This is a genomic window from Ruegeria sp. CDSB136 (assembly GCF_059610965.1).
In genome coordinates this window covers 1-15659 of sequence record NZ_JBXWOP010000023.1, presented here as the reverse complement: position 1 = coordinate 15659, position 15659 = coordinate 1, and the positions used below count along the sequence as shown (strand labels likewise).

Here is a 15659-nt window from a genome sequence, read left to right as displayed (position 1 = left end):
GTTTGGGGGGATAAGGTGGACAATACAATACTGTATTTCTTGGTGGGAATATTCGTAGTTGGCCTGCTTTCGATGGGATATTTTGCCAAGGGCAGCGGAGCACTTTGGGTCATCGCAATACTGGTCGGCGTATTGCTTGCAATGGTCGCATTCTTTGGAGGCTACTTTGGTGAAGCACCAAAGTGAATCTTGAAGGCCTGAGATTTGCCATAACCATCACGCTCACTGTCTTTCGGCCAACATCAGCACGAATGAGACAGTTTGGGGTGTTTTGATTAAGGCAGGTTTACGGCTCATCGTAACCGCCAAGGAGTGAAGATAAAAAAGAAACCCCGAAACCACTGGGCCAGAAACGGGAGCATTTCCTTGAGGGTTCCGCCCCAAGAGCCTGCTGTCGTTCGATGTTCCGATGACCTGGCTGGAGTGGCAGGATATTTTTCAACATATTGAAATATATTAAAATAAATGGAAAAAGCTCAATGGGCGATTTTTGGGGATCGGTTTGAATTCAGTCATGTGTCTCACTTTTTGCTCTTGATTGTTTTGGCGTTTGGGGACTCGTCGGCCATACGAATTTTGCGCTCTGGGCAGGAGCCGGATGTTCGCTGCATTGGCAAAAGACCGACGGGCCGGGGAACAAGCGAACTATGATCAAAAAGCCTTTTAGGATCCTGCCAGCTCCGCTCTCGCAATAAGGTGCCGGGTGATGTTGTCGACCGGCTGTTGGTTCCGGATGGGAAGATCTGGAAGCCCAAAAAAAAGAAACTGGCCGCACTCAATAAATCTGACATGGCATCGGGGGAACATTTTTGGTCAAATGGCTGCCGAAGGTTCCGTTCCCTGGGATGAATAAATAACTTGCCGATATGAAAAACTTAATTTCCCGTGGCATATCGAAGGCCCTTGGCCGTGGCAGAACACAGCCGCTTGAAAAGCCAGAGGCTATTCCGCCGGGAACTAAAAGTATTCAAATGCCGCGGGAACAATCCAAAATCTTGTCGCGCTGTCTGTCGATTGATCTGGAGGTTGATCCCAAGGAAGCCAAGTTGTTCGCCTTTGCAGCCGTGCTGGAAGGCGATGGAGAGGGGATCGTTCATCGGAAAGGTGACCTGAAAGCCGCGCTTGAAAAGCTCGACCTGTTTTGCGCCGGTTTCGCACATGTTATTGGGCACAATATTCTGCGCCACGACTTGCCGCATCTTATGGGGGGTTCCGGGAACGCTTGCGTCTGCTGTTTGGCTAAGATGCTCGCTTCGTGACGGTCTTGACCATCCATGTCTTAGCCAAGCGGTTGGTTGGCGCGAGTTTCGCCCGACGGGTAGCTGCCGATGAACTTGATTTCGAGACGCTTCTGACCGACAATTACCGCTCGTCGAAGAACGTGATCAGCGCAGCGAACGCCGTGATCGGAGGATCCCGGGAACGTATGAAAACAGGCCATGGGATTACCGTCGACCAATCACGGCAAAAGGACCCGCCCCGGGGGTATCATGGAAAGCCTCGACCCGGTTGCGCAGGGGCGGGTCCAAATCCTTGGCTGCCCGGCCGGAAACGACGCTCAGGCCCTTTCGGCGGTCAACGAGATGATCCGCCTGTCAAAACTGATCCCAGATTGGAGCTGGAAGGGGACGGCAATCATTTCTCGTGATTGGCGCAAGCTTCTGCCGGTCTGCGACTTTGCCGAGGCGCATGGAATTCCCGTCGAAATGGCGAACGAAAACTTGCCGAGTGTGTGGCGTACCCGTGAGATGCGGAGATTCATCGGCGGCCTAGGTTTTCAGAAGATACTGTACATAAAGAAGCAGAGCGATTGTCGTTCCCGCTGCTGCAATGTTGAATGTGACTTCCCACCCTGTCATTTGGGTGCTCCCTTAATTGATAAGTTTCGCTTCTCTCCCGGCGCAGTAACGATTTAGGACCGAGCGGGTTTTAATCGGTCCGATACTCCGTCGGGTTTTCGCGAGCCGATACGGTGACCGATCGGTTTGCAGCTTGACCAGAGCGTAGGGGCGAGAGTTTGTGTTCCATTCGACCCGCAAGTGGTTCATCGCCCAGTGCGAGCGAACGGGTTTTCCTGAGCACTTCACAGCCTCTCTGGTCGGTCACCAATCGGCTCGATCGGAGAACGGGATCACCTACGGGAAATACTCGGCTGGGATCAGTGATGAGCAGCGTCGGTCGATCGTCGATCAGATACGGCTCCCGATATGAGTTTCCCGGACATCGACGCGTTCGAGGAGCGAGCAGCGATTGCCGAATACGACGGCGGGTGCACCCGTAAGGCAGCGGAAGATCTGGCAGCTCGGGCTCAGGGGTTCCGGGATGCTGAAGCCTACTGGCAGTGGTTAGCCCACAATGTCGTTAATCGCAGACCACCCTGAAATCCAAACCTCGGCGGCCCTTAGCGGGTTGCCGGCGGATCTCTGCTTTACTTTCTTTTTCCAAGGATGACGTTGGTCGTAGGTGGCGGAATGAAGGCTGTGCGGACAAAACTGCCGGTCATTACGTCGCCTGAATTGCTTCCCACAATACGAGTAGATGCTAACGCTCGTGTCGAAAATGTAATTTTGCTCAGCCAGACGTGCTCAAGTACACAGTCTGGAATGCGAAAGCCTGCGCGGCTAAGATTGAATTAAGTACATCGCAACCAAAGGCGCGACAGTGATTAATTCGCCTCAGAACACAAATCGCCATGGGTCGCAAAAACAGCTTGCGCGTGCACGTGAGCGTGAGCGTGCGATGCGGGCAATCCTTCAGGTCATCTCACGGTCCCGTGACGATGAAAAACCTGTTTTTGATGTGATTCTTGAAAGCGCGGCACGATTGTGTAATGCGCCATTTGCATGTCTGTTTCTGGCCAATGATGAGCGCACCTGTTTGACAATCCCCGCCTATCACGGCGCCCGGTCACAATTCGTTGAGCTGATCAATGCCAATCCGTTGCCAATGGACCCGGAACAATCACTGACGGTACAGGCGATGATTGCTCGCGAACCGCTGCAGATCGCCGATGCACGAGACCAAATTTACGATGCCGGTCAACCGCACCGGGTTCACGCGGTTGAAGTTGAGGGCATACGCACACTTCTTACCGTTCCGCTGTTAACACCGGATTCTTCGCTAGGGGTTTTGTTTCTCTACCGTCGGGAAGTGTTGCCCTTCACAGAAGATGAAATCGCCTTGGTGCAAACCTTCGCTGCACAAGCCGTTATCGCCATTCAGAACGTGCGGCAGTTCCGCGAGCTGCAGGCTAGGCTAGAGCGTGAAGTGGCGACGCGGGATATTCTGGAAGTCATCAGCCAGAATCGGGACGATGATGGCCCAGTGTTCGACCTGATCACGCGGAACGCGGCGATACTATGTGGTGCACCGGTGTGCACTTTGTGGCGCGTCGAGAATGGCATTATCCACTACTGCGCCAGCTATGGCGTCCGCGGCGAAGCCCTCGCCGAGACGGAACTGACGCCAGCAGAACCGCTTGCCGACAATACTTTGACTGGCCGGGTTTTCCGCTCTCGAGCGGTCGCCCGGATCGACGATGCTACTGACGAAAGTTATCTTGATTACGAATGGGTCCGGGCGCGGGGCCTGAAGTATCTGGTAGGTGTACCTATCTTTGTCCGCGGCGAAGTGTGGGGCAGCATAAACCTCATGTGGCCGCCCGACCGCCTCCCGCGTGACTCGGATACCCAACTGGTCGAAGGCTTCGCCTCCCAGGCCGCCATCGCCATCGAGAACGTGCGCCAGTTCAGGGCGCTGGAGGCGCTCAATGCCGAATTGGGCGATCGGGTGCAAGCCCAGGTGGGCGAGATCGAGCGCATGGGGCGCCTAAAGCGGTTCCTGCCGGCGGCGGTGGCAGATACCGTCATTTCGTCGGGATCTGAGAAGTTGCTGTCGAGCCATCGGGCGCTTCTGGGCGCGCTGTTCTGCGACATCCGGGGCTTCACTGCCTTTTGCGAGACGGCGGAGCCGGAGGAGACCATCGAGGTTCTCCAAACCTATCACGAAGAGATGGGAAAGCTGATCAACGCCCACGAGGCGGGAGTTGATCTGCGGATGGGGGATGGCATAATGGTGCTGTTCAACGATCCGCTGCCCTGTGACGACCCCGCAGGCGAGGCGGCGCGGCTGGCGATTGCCATGCGCGCGCGGATGGTGGATCTTTGCATGCGATGGAAGCGATTGGGTCACCGGCTGGGTTTCGGTGTGGCTGTCTCCCTTGGGTATGCGAACATTGGGATCGTGGGGTTTGAGGGGCGGTTCGACTACACGGCTTCTGGCACACCTATCAACCTAGCGTCGCGTCTTTGCGACGAGGCAGAGGATGGAGAGATCCTTCTAAGTCCGCGGGCGGCCATCGCGCTCGAGGATCGGTTCCTCGTGGAATCGCGTGGGGAGTTAACGCTGAAAGGCATCCGGGAGCCAATGGAAGTGTTTCGGCTGACCGGCATAGCTGAGGCTTAGTCAATGAGTGCTTAGGGCTCAGGCCAGTCGTTCGCGGTATCTGGTATTGATGGCCGCTTTAGTGGACAAAACCGCCATTAGCTGCATAGCGGCATCGGATTGCCAATTGGTCGAAACCGCTACGGGCTTGTTGTGGCGCTTCTTAACGCTTTTGCCCAATCCTCTAGATGGCTATCGTGATATGGGCCTTGCTCGGATTTGAAGGTCACGACACCCTTAGCGTCGAGAATATACAAGCGCTCTGGTGCGCCAGCGTAATCGTCATTTATCCGATTGTCTGGCCAATCTAGGACAACTTGGCTGTGAAAGCTGAAGGCCCTTCGCCAATCATGGGCCACCTTGGCACGCTCATTCATATTTGTTGGTTGAGCGTACATAATTTTGTCGGCACGGTTGGAGTTTGTGTTCCATCCGTCTGTCGGATGCGCTTCCAGCGTGTAAACGAAAACGAACTGAACCGAGTTTTCAAATTCGCCAATTAACTGCTTCATGCGCTCGGATTGACGACGAAATATGGGACACGTGTAGCTCCCGAAAATCAACGAGACAGGCGCATCGCGAAGATCGGATAGCTTCAGTAAGTCGGATGAAACGTCTCCAGGCGAGTTGCCTTTGGACATGACAGCAACGAATGGGTAGCCTTTGATACTGCAGATGATGGCAAGGCCGGTGCCCATATTGCCACTTGTCAGCTCAACGATTGTCTGCCCATGCTCTAACGTGCCATTGGCCTCAGCTGCTTCAATGACCCCAAGCGCCGCGCGGTCTTTTTTTGGAGAATCCGGGGTTCAAGTAATCGAGCTTGGCTAAAATTTTTCCCTCGCAACCATAGTGCTTTACCAGCCGATCAAGAGACACCAAAGGTGTGTTTCCAATCGCTCCGAGAATGGAACAAAATGTACCAGTCATTATAAGAGTCCCAACTCTGTTTCGAAGCGAACTTTGGTAGACACTGCAGAGTTTTGCAACTTGGGCGCCTGGTGCTCAGCCACCAAAAAGTAACGTAAGGCTGCTCTGTAGGCGACACAACCTATCGCGGCAATCAGGTTTGGCGTTAGAGACTGGCCAAAACTGATTTCCAGTCTCGGTTATTTAAGTGGCAAAAATTTTCTTGTGGATACCTGCTGGAGTGCGAGCTCACAAATATACCAGCTGGTTTTCTACTGCTTCCAATAGTGCCGTCTTAACTGCGTCGATCATTTTAGTGCGAGGTGAGGCTCTCATATTCGCCAGGCCAACAATGCGCTTAGGTCCGTTCTGTTCAAGGGGAATACTTTTGAGCCGCAAGTGGTCATATGCAGCTAAGCGGCTGTCTGGTATGATTGATACGCCAAGTTCAGCCGCCACCATACTTGAGATTGCTTCAAGGCTCTCTAGTTCCATGGCGTCTTTGACTTCAATGCCCTTTCTTTGCAGCCAAGTCTCGATTTGCCTTCCTACAACCGCATCACGCGTAAAACGAATAAACGGTGACGCACCAAGCAGTTCTTTCGGAGGTAAATCTGGGGTGTTTTCCGAGACAAGCAGGACCAATTCTTCGGATACAATTTCAGAGAATTCCAACGTGTTTGGCAGAACATCTGGTCGGGAAATGATCGCCGCTTGAATCTGCCCGCGATCTAACTGTAGCAAAAGCTGATTGGTCAAACCTGGAACAACTCTTACACGGATATCCGGATGCACGGACTTTAGCCTCGCTAGCGCAATTGGCACCAATCCAGTCAGAGTTGTTGGAACGGCCCCCAAAGTTATTTCACCAGAGAGTTCGTTGTTCGACCTCACCCTTTCCGCCAAACCGTCATATGCGGCCACCACCGCAGCAGCCTCTCCGACTAATGTTAGCCCGGTATGAGTAAGTTTGGGAGATTTGGCTGATCGGTCAAATAAATCGAGCCCCAAAGTGACCTCCAGATTCCGCATTTGGTGACTGACGGCCGACGCAGTTAAATGCTCCGCCTCTGACGCGGCACGGAAGCTACCATGTCGATGGACTGCGATTAGAGTTCGCAGTGACCTAATGCTCATTCCGATAACCTCGCTACCGCCTAACCCGTGATCAATATGTGAAATTTTTTCACCCATCAGTCAAAGAATTTTCGTTTTTGTTCATTTTTGTTGATGTGTACCTTGCGCATAGCATGCCCAACGAAACCAAACCCAGAGGTGCTTATGGTTGCTCCCAAATCCAACGCTTATACTTCCATCGTTGCCAAACCCTTCGCTCCAAACCTTGGGGCTGAGATTTATGGAGTCGATCTAAGCCGGCCTGTTCCTGACAACCAGTTCGCAGAGATCTGCAGCGCTTTTCACACCTATCAAGTTCTGTTTTTCAAAGAGCAGAAAGAAATTCCGCCTGCGCAGCACATTGAATTTGGGAAACGCTTTGGACCGCTTCATGCGCACCCCGCAGCCCCAACAATGGAAGGATATCCAGAGATTTTCGAAATCCATGCAACCAAGAATTCCAAGGTAGCAAACGGTGAGTTCTGGCACTCTGACGTCTCTTGCGACGAGACGCCTCCTCTTGGAACTATGCTTCAAATCCATATCGCCCCTCCCTGCGGCGGGGACACTATGTTCAGTGATATGTATGCGGCCTACGACGATCTTTCTGAACCGATAAAAGATATGATCAACGGCCTGTCTGCGCTTCATAGTTCAGAGCATATCTATAAAGGCCGCTATAGCGACCGGGGACAAAAAGACAGCGATATTGATTGTCCCGAAGCAGTTCATCCAATTGTTAGAACTCATCCGGAAACGGGCCGGAAATCGCTATTTGTGAACCGAACATTTACGACAAAGATTGTGGGCTTGTCGGATAAGGAAAGCGATGCGATCCTCGACATGCTTTTCGAGCATGCGGAACAAATCAACTATCAAATCCGGTTCAGGTGGTCGCTTTACGACATGGCCTTTTGGGACAACCGGTGCTGCATGCATCGTGCTATCTGGGACTATTGGCCCGCAGAGCGTAAAGGGCGACGTGTGACCGTGAAAGGCGATAGACCTGTTTAGTCTCGACTGAACCGAATTGCTCGATCAATGAAACCAAATCTTTAGGAGCGCTAAGTGCGAGCTGCAGTCGTAAGAGAGTTTTGTGAAGACCTTTCGATTGAGACGGTCCCGGATCCAACCTGTCCAGACAATGGAGTGGTCCTGGAGGTCGCTGCCTGTGGCGTATGCCGCTCGGATTTCCATGGATGGTCTGGTGCACACCCCAAAGTTCAAAATGGCTCCATCTTAGGGCACGAATACTGTGGGACCGTGGTAGAGGCAGGGCCTCAAGCGAAGCACAAAGTTGGTGATCGCCTCATAGCGCCATTCATCTTAGGCTGCGGCAGCTGCAACGCTTGTCAAACAGGCGTATCAAACACTTGTGCTAACCAAATCGTTCCTGGATTTGGAACGCAAGGTGCATACGCAGAATACGTTGCAGTGCCTTTTGACCACAACTTGGTTCACTTGCCAGAAACGCTGTCCCCTGCCTTGGCGGCAGGGCTCGGGTGTCGTGTCACCACTGCTTGGCATGCTTTGACTGACCGTGCAGATGTCGCAGCTGGTGAATGGGTGGCTGTCCACGGAACCGGAGGGATTGGCTTGTCCGTTCTTCTATTGGCAAAAATGCTTGGATGCCGAGTTGTCGTAGTGGATGTGGTTGAAGAAAAGCTTGAGTATGCAAAGCTCAACGGCGCGGACGCAACAGTAAATGCAAGCAAAGAAGACGCCGCAGCAGCGATCCGAGATATCACGGATGGAGGAGCACAGGTTTCCATAGAAGCGTTGGGTATCGAAACAACGACGAACGCATCCGTAGAGTGTCTCGCTATCCTTGGTCGACACGTGCAAATTGGTATGCCGTCGGGCGACGGCCAGATGCAGGTGAACATGCGTGCAATCTATTCCAAACAACTCTCGTTTTTTGGCACTCGTGGTATGCCTTCATGGAAATACCCCCGCCTTCTAGGAATGATCGAACGTGGCGAAGTGGATATCCAGCCAATGGTCGCCAGAGAAATCCGATTGGAAGAGGCTAGCAATGAACTTCGCGCAATGAATGGACCGACTTCCCCAGGAACCGCTGTTATCACAAGGTTTCAGCCGTGATCGGCCCAAACGCCTTATGGGTTTTTTAAACAGTCATTCCCTCTATCATTGTGCGTCCCTATGCAAATTCAGTTATTCGCGCAATCTGGCTGTTCCGGGTAACGCAATGAACGTCTGCTTTTGGCTCCAGGCGGTCATTCGTGTATTAGGCTTGAGCGACCGCTTTGACGCCATCGACTCCATAGGCCCCGCCACCCGCCAGCACCGGCGACCGCCCGTCAGCCCCAGGAACGACTCGTCAACGGTCCAGTCCTACGGATGCCGTCAGCACCAGTGAGCGGTCTCGGGTCTCTCTATCCTCCGGTTTTTATTCATTACTTATACCTATTCCCCACCCCCATAGTACCCCTGCTAGTGGTTAGGAAAGAGGAGGAGACAAGGGGAGTCAGAACACCCGAAACCACTGGGGCATAAACGGGTACCACGGGTATCGAACTAACGATGTTCCAATCAACTGGCTGGGGTGGTAGGAAACCTTGCCGACCGATGAAACCAATGAGCTTTTCCGACCGGTGGCCGGAACTGGGGCGATTTTGGGGGGCATTTAGCGGAGCTAAGCGATACGCGGCACGAGGACGAAGGACGAGTGAGCACGGGGAATTTAGAGGGTGAGCATCTGGCATTCTGTTAATCGAAGCGACGTGTTGAATGGAGCATCAACGGGTCAGCATTGGCAATTCGAGTCGCTGGCAGCCCCATTTTACATTGGCGACAGGCGCTGGCGGGGCCAATGATGGTTGAATGCGCTAAACAGGCCTAAAGTCGAATTTCATTTCATTTTCTGCTATCCTCAAACTCGGAGGATTAGCATGGAGCGTAGGATTGCTGCCATTCTCGCCGCCGACATGGTTGCGTACTCGCGCCTAATGGAGGCCGACGAGACAGGTACCATTGAGCGACAAAAACGACACCGGATCGAACTCATCGACCCCAAGATAGACACCCATAAAGGTCATATAATAAAACTAACGGGGGACGGAATGATTGCCGAGTTCCCCAGTGTCGTAGAGGCAGTTCACTGTGCGGTTTCGATTCAAGAAGCCATGAAAACCCGAGAAGAGCATGTCCCTGAAGATCGCAAGATCCGCTATCGAGTTGCGGTCAACCTTGGCGATGTAGTCTTCGACGAGGGGGATATCTACGGAGACGGTGTCAACATCGCGGCTCGGCTGGAAGAATTGGCCGCACCGGGAGGTGTGGTCGTATCCGGCACAGCCTACGATCACCTCAAAGCGAACGTGGAAGTTGGTTATGAAGATCTAGGAGAAAAGAGAGTAAAAAACATATCCACTCCTGTCAGGGTGTATCGGGTGGTGCCGGGCGGGAAGCCGCTTGTTTCAAGCTCTGGAAATTTTCCAATCAAGGTAGGCATTTCAATGTCTGCGATCATCCTCTTGCTTGCACTAATGATTTGGCGACCATGGAAACCGGAATTCGATCCTGCCTCAGTTGATCAGATGGCCCTTCCTCTGCCGGACAAGCCTTCACTCGTGGTACTTCCGTTCGACGATTTTAGTGACAATCCAGAACACGCATTTTTTGCAGACGGGATCACCGAAGACCTGATCACGGACTTGAGCAAGCTGTCTGGCATTTTCGTAATTTCACGAAATTCAAGTTGGACTTACAAAGACAAGGCCGTGAAATCCCAGCAGGTCGCTGAAGAATTGGGGGTACAATACATCCTTGAAGGGAGCCTGCGCAGAGCAGGAGATCAAGTCCGTGTAAATGCACAGTTGATCGATGCCTTGAGCGGTCATCATATTTGGGCCAACCGATATGACAGTGATGTTCAGCAGGTTTTTGAACTTCAGGACAAGGTCCTAGAAGAAATAACATCTGCATTGGCGGTTCAATTGACAGCCAAAGAAAAACAGGAGTTTGGAACAACAGAAACTGAACATCCTGAAGCGTATGACTCGCTGCTGTACGGCCTTGAACTTTTGCGCAGTGGCAATTCTGATGACACCTTGAGCGCGATTTCCAGATTTGAAGACGCGATCGCAATCGATCCCGATTACCACAGGGCTTATGCTGCCTTAGCTGCGGCCCATTGGCGAATTGTTCAGAGTGTCTGGTTTCTGGCCATGAGTGGCGGGTTTGAACGGTCTTGGAAAGAAGTGGAAAGAAGCCTTGAAAAAGCGATGGAGGAACCATCGGCTTTAGCATATTCGGTTCAGGCAGAGATTCTTGTGGAGCAGGGCCGCCACGATGAGGCTTATAAGGAATTAGATAAAGCGTTGGCTTTGGCGCCAAATGACCCTGACATACATCTCGTAAAAGCCAAGGTCCTTAACGCGACAGGGCGTGCGTCGGAAGCAGAAGCGGCGGTTCAGTATGCCTTGCGTTTTGATCCGCTTGAACCAACCCGTTATTTGCGCGAACTGGGTGTTTCCCAGCTTCACCAAAAAAAATATGCGGACGTCGTGGCAACGATGCGACGCGTGCTCAACCGCAATTCTGACATAGTGGCCGATATTACAACGTTAGTATCCGCGCTTGGTCACTTGGAGCGGCTAGAGGAAGTCCCTGATTTGGTAAAGCAGTACGACGCTCTTGCCCTGCCGTCGTTTTATGATCCCTTTACGGCTGAAGAAAGCCTTATCTGGTGGTACGGTGACATGTACGGTTACGACCCGGATTATCGCCGACATTTGTATGAGGGCGTTTTGAAAGCCGGGGTACCACCCAGCACTGGCAATGACATTGATTACGATGATGTCGCAGACCAAATGACACGTGATGAAGGTTTGTATTACCCTGAATCAATCTCTCGTATTAATACTGAAGAAGCACATGCTCTTTGGGAACAAGGCGCAGCGAAATTCGTCGATGTGCGCGCGAAGTTGGATTTTAATGCCGGGCATATACCCAATTCCTTCAACTTCTCGCTGTTAGTTGGTCTGTCACGAGACGCACTTTTGGAAATAGCGGAACTTGATGACACTATGGTATTCAGCTGCCATGGGCCACATTGCCCATATTCTGCGTATGCCGCAATAAAGGCCCACCTCTGGGGCTTCGAGGATTCTCGGTACTATGCCGGTGGGTATCCAGATTGGGTCGAGCAAGGCCTTCCAACGGCAATCGTTGAAAACGATTAGCTCGTCGCTCGCCAACTACCCCTTGGTTTCACCCTGAAAAATGCCAGAAACGTCGGCTGCGAGCTTCTGTTGGGCGTAGAGCAGACGTTCAGTTGGTACCGGTCGGAGTGCAGACGCCCAGCTAAATTGATGGCGTGTTCGCATTGAGCCCTGAGCAAGCACGAGTAGCCTTGTGGTTGATTGGTGAAACGCGGCCTTTATGCTAAAATTCGGCTGCGGAAAACGTGAGACGGGAGGAGAAGTCATGGCTTGGAATGTTTCGGGCGAGCTCGTCGAAACCTGCAGTTGCAACATGCTTTGCCCATGCTGGTTCGGACAAGCCGACCTTATGCTCATGGACCAGGGGTATTGCGCAACAACACTGTTGGTACGCATTCGCGAGGGCTCTCATGAAGGCGTGGACCTTTCCGGTCAGAACGCGATTGTCTCGTTTCATTTCCCCGGGCCGACCCTGTTCGACGCCAACGGCACCGGGCGAGTGTACATTGATGAAAACGCCAGCGATGCGCAGGTAGCGTCATTGGAGACCATCTTGCAGGGTGCGTCCGGCGGCGGCATGGAAGTACCAGCAAGCCTGTTGTCGACCTGGCTTCCGACCAAACGCGCCGGGATCAGCGTGACCGAGGCCGAAGGCGAACTAACGGCGAGTGTGGCTGGTGTGGGCGAGATGAAATCCCGCCGTCTGGTCAATGATCTCGGCAACAAGATGAAACTGCAGAACGCCGCGTTCAGCCTCGCCTTCGGGCATGAGGGGCATCAAGGTGATCTGGCCCCCAGTGACGGCACCACCTGGAACGACTCAGATATGCCCATGAGCTGGACAGGCCGGTCGGGTGTGGTTGGACAAGTCGCCTGGGCCGGCTGAGGCTGGGCCGGATCGTCAGGCTATTACAATGAATGCTTTAGGAGTTGCACAACGGGATCGGGCGCTGGTTCTGGCTGCGCTAGTTGCGCTCACGGCGCTGGCGTGGGCCTATACAATTTACCTCGGGCGTGGTTCGTCCCCGATGACGATGGCCAGCGACGTAACCATGCCGATGATGATGCAGTGGTCAGTCGCGGATTTTGTCTTCATGCTTATCATGTGGGCCGTGATGATGTTCGCGATGATGCTGCCTTCGGTTACACCCGCCGTAATGATCTACGAAAGAGTGCGCGCGAAACGGGAGGAGGCAGGGCGCCCCTTCGTGCCGACGGGCAGCTTCGTTGCAGGGTATCTGTTGGTTTGGCTGGGGTTCTCGCTGGCGGCGACTGTATTGAATTGGTGGCTGCACACGGGTGGCGCGCTTTCCTCCATGATGGGGAGGGTTGCGCCGACCGTGGGCGGCGTGATGTTGATATTCGCCGGGTTGTTCCAATGGACGCCACTCAAGAACGCTTGCCTAGAGCATTGCCGCTCGCCCATGAGTTTTCTGACGGCTCATTGGCACGAGGGAAACCTGGGTGCCGCGAAGATGGGGCTTCAGCACGGGGCCTACTGTCTTGGCTGCTGCTGGCTGCTGATGGTGCTGTTGTTTGTATTGGGCGTCATGAACCTGCCGTGGGTTGCCGTACTTACAATCGTGGTGTTGGCGGAAAAGACGTTGCCATTTGGGCGATTTCTGAGCCGAGGATTTGGCCTGGTATTGATTGTCTGGGGCGGGTGGTTGATCGCACTGACCTGAGGAAGGGTCGATAAATTCTCAAGCAGGTCGAATGCCACGACAGAGTGATATCCGAAACCTTACCGGACGGGCAATTTCAGTACGAGATAGAAACCCGCCTCGAGCCTAAATCTGACATCTCCACTCGCCACGATACTCCCGATAGCCGAGTTTTCGTTTTATCGCTTTACACGGGCAATGATTTTTTAAGACTAATGCGCTGATTTGAGTAAGCAGGCTAATTCAAATTTGCCAAGGACCTGAAATCCAAGTCTGGTGCTCAGTCCGGCAAGCCAGCTACACGAAGGGTTTGCATAAGGTGGTCGAGCGTTGACGGATCCTTGTAAGGCTGACTGCTTGCGTAGTCGGATAGGCAAAACGCCGGATCACTCCTCACGATATCGTGGGCGACGCGTTTCGCCTTGTCGTGAGCGGATGTAAGCTCGTAGTCGCTGCAGAGAATAATGCGAGCGTCATTGTTCTTTTGATTAAGCCGCAAGGACTCTTTCGCAGCGCGGATCGAGAGCGCAATGTTGCCGTTGTCTCGGTACGCGGCTGCGAGTACGTCGATTAGCCAGGCAGGATACACTTTCTCGAGCTGAAGGGCTTCTTTCACGCTCTGAACAGCGGACTGTGCGTCGCCGCAATAATTCAGCACGAGCCCCAGGAGAGCATGCGCCAACGGACAACTCGACCTAAGCTTCGCTCCGGTTTTACATAGCGTCAGCGCTTCTTCATATTTCCCGTTAAGAAGTAGAATATGCCCAAAGACAGCGTGACCGATGCCGTTGTTGTCTTCGTATTTTATTGCACTTTGCGCCCAATTGGCCGCCAGTTCCATGGATCTTGCTGCCGGCTCGGTCCACTTGAAAAAACCGTCCATCCAATGCGTTACGGAAACGTAGCTCGGACCCACCACTGAGTCGGGTTGTACGCGGTGAAGCTCTTCAAAAAAGCCGCGGGCAATTCCATTGTCCTCAGGGTTTAGCTCGTAAAAGTGACTGGCACCGCGGTAGTAACACTCGACCGCCTCAGGGCTGTTGAGTTTTTCGAACCAAATGCGATTTCGTTCATTCGTGGCCAACTTTATGTTCAGTGCAGCGATGATTTCCCGAGTGATTTCATCCTGAACTTTGAAGATATCATCCACAACTCGATCATAGCTTTGAGCAAAGATGATTTGCTCGATTTCTACGTCTGTAAGTTGCGCGGTGACCCGCACTCGATCACTAGCCTGTTGGACAGCGCCTTCGAGAATGTAGCGAGCGCCGAATTTGGCGCCCACCGATGATGCCGAGACATCTTTCCCGCGATAGGGATTAAGGGCCGGTGCATGAACAAGAAAAAGCCCGGAAAGCTGTGTTAGTGTGGCCGAGATACCGAACCGGATACCATCGGCAAGAAAGTCCTTTTCGGGGTCAGAACACAGGCATTTGAAGGGTACAATCGCGATGCAAGGTCTTTCCGGAAGGTCGAATTCAAGCGTGCCTTTGTCGCGTGCGCCGGCATCCGTCTCGATCTCTTTGGTGGCAACACGGTACGCGCGCACTTGGCCTTCAATGTTCCTGAGAGTTTGCTCACCCACGAATTCGAACGGATAAGAGATCTTGCCAACAACCTGATCGTAAATCGTTCCGCTGATCATAATTCCCCCAGCTTCGGCCAGCTTCTCGAGCCGGGCCGTGACGTTAATTGCGTCGCCAAAGAGGTTGCCTCCCTCGACCATTACATCGCCGAGGTTGATGCCAATGCGAAAAAGCATAACGCGGTCTACTGGAAAGTGAGCGTTTCCAGTCTCGAGTCTCCGCTGAATTTCTATGGCGCAGCGCACGGCTTCCACGGGACTCGGGAATTCGGCGATTACACTGTCGCCCGCGGATCCAAAAACACGACCGTTGTAATTGGCAATGGATGCTTCAATGGTTTTACGGTGGACCAGGAGCGTTCGTAGCGTAGCTTCTTCGTCCGCATCCATCAGCCGGCTGTATCCTACTGCGTCTGCTGCAAGGATAGCCGCGAGCCGTCGCCGAACTTGGTCATCCGTCATAGCACCTGCTTCCCTAGGTCACAGAACTATGGCGCCATCTTACTTTTCCAGGGAACGAGAGTCCACTGACGCGTAAAGAAAGACGCGCATTAGGCAGGGCCCTGCGTACGGCCGGACTGTCCGAATTGCAGTCTCTCAAACCTTGCTCAGCGAATAGTCGAACCGAGCCCAACGCCGACGTCCACAATATGAAGATGAACTGACTTACTTTCGCCGAGAGGCTCTGTTGCACAAAACGCGTGAGGGATTCATCTTGTGAATCCAGTGTGGTAGCTGGGATGCATTAGCAGACCT

General features: G+C 53.2%; 12 protein-coding genes and 1 pseudogene. 10 read left to right on the top strand and 3 right to left on the bottom strand.

Going from position 1 to position 15659, the window contains the following annotated elements; all coding sequences use genetic code 11:
• Positions 1 to 15: 15 nt before the first annotated feature.
• The 4 genes from AC2FIR_RS20750 to AC2FIR_RS20735 all read left to right on the top strand — a co-directional run bounded on the left by AC2FIR_RS20750 (position 16) and on the right by AC2FIR_RS20735 (position 4464).
• Positions 16 to 186: a hypothetical protein gene (locus tag AC2FIR_RS20750; protein ID WP_170619310.1), complete on the top strand. Its 171-nt coding sequence runs from the start codon at positions 16 to 18 to the stop codon at positions 184 to 186.
• A 680-nt stretch (positions 187 to 866) separates the two neighbouring features.
• The gene (locus AC2FIR_RS20745; RefSeq protein ID WP_170617499.1) at positions 867 to 1259 is read left to right on the top strand and encodes a hypothetical protein; all 393 of its coding nucleotides are present in this window, start codon (positions 867 to 869) and stop codon (positions 1257 to 1259) included.
• A 231-nt stretch (positions 1260 to 1490) separates the two neighbouring features.
• Positions 1491 to 1916, top strand: a complete 426-nt coding sequence (locus AC2FIR_RS20740) for a hypothetical protein (protein ID WP_480442394.1) — start codon at positions 1491 to 1493, stop codon at positions 1914 to 1916.
• An 823-nt stretch (positions 1917 to 2739) separates the two neighbouring features.
• Positions 2740 to 4464 (top strand): GAF domain-containing protein, encoded by a 1725-nt coding sequence (locus tag AC2FIR_RS20735; RefSeq protein WP_496716833.1) that lies wholly within the window; start codon positions 2740 to 2742, stop codon positions 4462 to 4464.
• A gap of 119 nt (positions 4465 to 4583) precedes the next feature.
• On the opposite strand, the gene AC2FIR_RS20730 is transcribed toward AC2FIR_RS20735, so the two are convergent.
• Positions 4584 to 5210, bottom strand: coding sequence for a deiodinase-like protein (locus tag AC2FIR_RS20730; RefSeq protein ID WP_496747395.1), 627 nt, complete (start codon positions 5208 to 5210; stop codon positions 4584 to 4586).
• A 391-nt stretch (positions 5211 to 5601) separates the two neighbouring features.
• Positions 5602 to 6489 (bottom strand): LysR family transcriptional regulator, encoded by an 888-nt coding sequence (locus AC2FIR_RS20725; RefSeq protein ID WP_170617522.1) that lies wholly within the window; start codon positions 6487 to 6489, stop codon positions 5602 to 5604.
• Positions 6490 to 6633: 144 nt separating this feature from the next.
• Between AC2FIR_RS20725 and AC2FIR_RS20720 the strand changes: the two genes are divergently transcribed.
• The 6 genes and pseudogenes from AC2FIR_RS20720 to AC2FIR_RS20695 all read left to right on the top strand — a co-directional run bounded on the left by AC2FIR_RS20720 (position 6634) and on the right by AC2FIR_RS20695 (position 13339).
• On the top strand, positions 6634 to 7482 hold the full coding sequence (locus AC2FIR_RS20720) for a TauD/TfdA dioxygenase family protein (protein ID WP_170808432.1): 849 nt from the start codon (positions 6634 to 6636) through the stop codon (positions 7480 to 7482).
• 54 nt (positions 7483 to 7536) lie between these two features.
• Positions 7537 to 7926 (top strand): annotated as a pseudogene (locus AC2FIR_RS20715) (alcohol dehydrogenase catalytic domain-containing protein); the annotation flags it as partial.
• Positions 7927 to 8064: 138 nt separating this feature from the next.
• The gene (locus AC2FIR_RS20710; RefSeq protein ID WP_480491799.1) at positions 8065 to 8571 is read left to right on the top strand and encodes a zinc-binding dehydrogenase; all 507 of its coding nucleotides are present in this window, start codon (positions 8065 to 8067) and stop codon (positions 8569 to 8571) included.
• Between the two features lie 809 nt (positions 8572 to 9380).
• On the top strand, positions 9381 to 11675 hold the full coding sequence (locus AC2FIR_RS20705; RefSeq protein WP_496747339.1) for a rhodanese-like domain-containing protein: 2295 nt from the start codon (positions 9381 to 9383) through the stop codon (positions 11673 to 11675).
• 244 nt (positions 11676 to 11919) lie between these two features.
• Positions 11920 to 12540, top strand: coding sequence for a DUF1326 domain-containing protein (locus AC2FIR_RS20700; protein WP_170617505.1), 621 nt, complete (start codon positions 11920 to 11922; stop codon positions 12538 to 12540).
• A 28-nt stretch (positions 12541 to 12568) separates the two neighbouring features.
• The gene (locus AC2FIR_RS20695; protein WP_480915075.1) at positions 12569 to 13339 is read left to right on the top strand and encodes a DUF2182 domain-containing protein; all 771 of its coding nucleotides are present in this window, start codon (positions 12569 to 12571) and stop codon (positions 13337 to 13339) included.
• A 259-nt stretch (positions 13340 to 13598) separates the two neighbouring features.
• Here the strand turns inward: AC2FIR_RS20695 and AC2FIR_RS20690 are convergent, their stop codons facing one another.
• Positions 13599 to 15365, bottom strand: coding sequence for an adenylate/guanylate cyclase domain-containing protein (locus AC2FIR_RS20690; protein ID WP_496747337.1), 1767 nt, complete (start codon positions 15363 to 15365; stop codon positions 13599 to 13601).
• Positions 15366 to 15659 lie beyond the last annotated feature (294 nt).

Bases quoted from the DNA above. Each gene is read 5' to 3' on its own strand.
- AC2FIR_RS20745 (WP_170617499.1), top strand. From the start codon at position 867: ATGAAAAACTTAATTTCCCGTGGCATATCGAAGGCCCTTGGCCGTGGC.
- AC2FIR_RS20740 (WP_480442394.1), top strand. From the start codon at position 1,491: ATGGAAAGCCTCGACCCGGTTGCGCAGGGGCGGGTCCAAATCCTTGGC.
- AC2FIR_RS20735 (WP_496716833.1), top strand. From the start codon at position 2,740: ATGCGGGCAATCCTTCAGGTCATCTCACGGTCCCGTGACGATGAAAAA.
- AC2FIR_RS20725 (WP_170617522.1), bottom strand. From the start codon at position 6,489: ATGAGCATTAGGTCACTGCGAACTCTAATCGCAGTCCATCGACATGGT.
- AC2FIR_RS20720 (WP_170808432.1), top strand. From the start codon at position 6,634: ATGGTTGCTCCCAAATCCAACGCTTATACTTCCATCGTTGCCAAACCC.
- AC2FIR_RS20705 (WP_496747339.1), top strand. From the start codon at position 9,381: ATGGAGCGTAGGATTGCTGCCATTCTCGCCGCCGACATGGTTGCGTAC.
- AC2FIR_RS20700 (WP_170617505.1), top strand. From the start codon at position 11,920: ATGGCTTGGAATGTTTCGGGCGAGCTCGTCGAAACCTGCAGTTGCAAC.
- AC2FIR_RS20695 (WP_480915075.1), top strand. From the start codon at position 12,569: ATGAATGCTTTAGGAGTTGCACAACGGGATCGGGCGCTGGTTCTGGCT.
- AC2FIR_RS20690 (WP_496747337.1), bottom strand. From the start codon at position 15,365: ATGACGGATGACCAAGTTCGGCGACGGCTCGCGGCTATCCTTGCAGCA.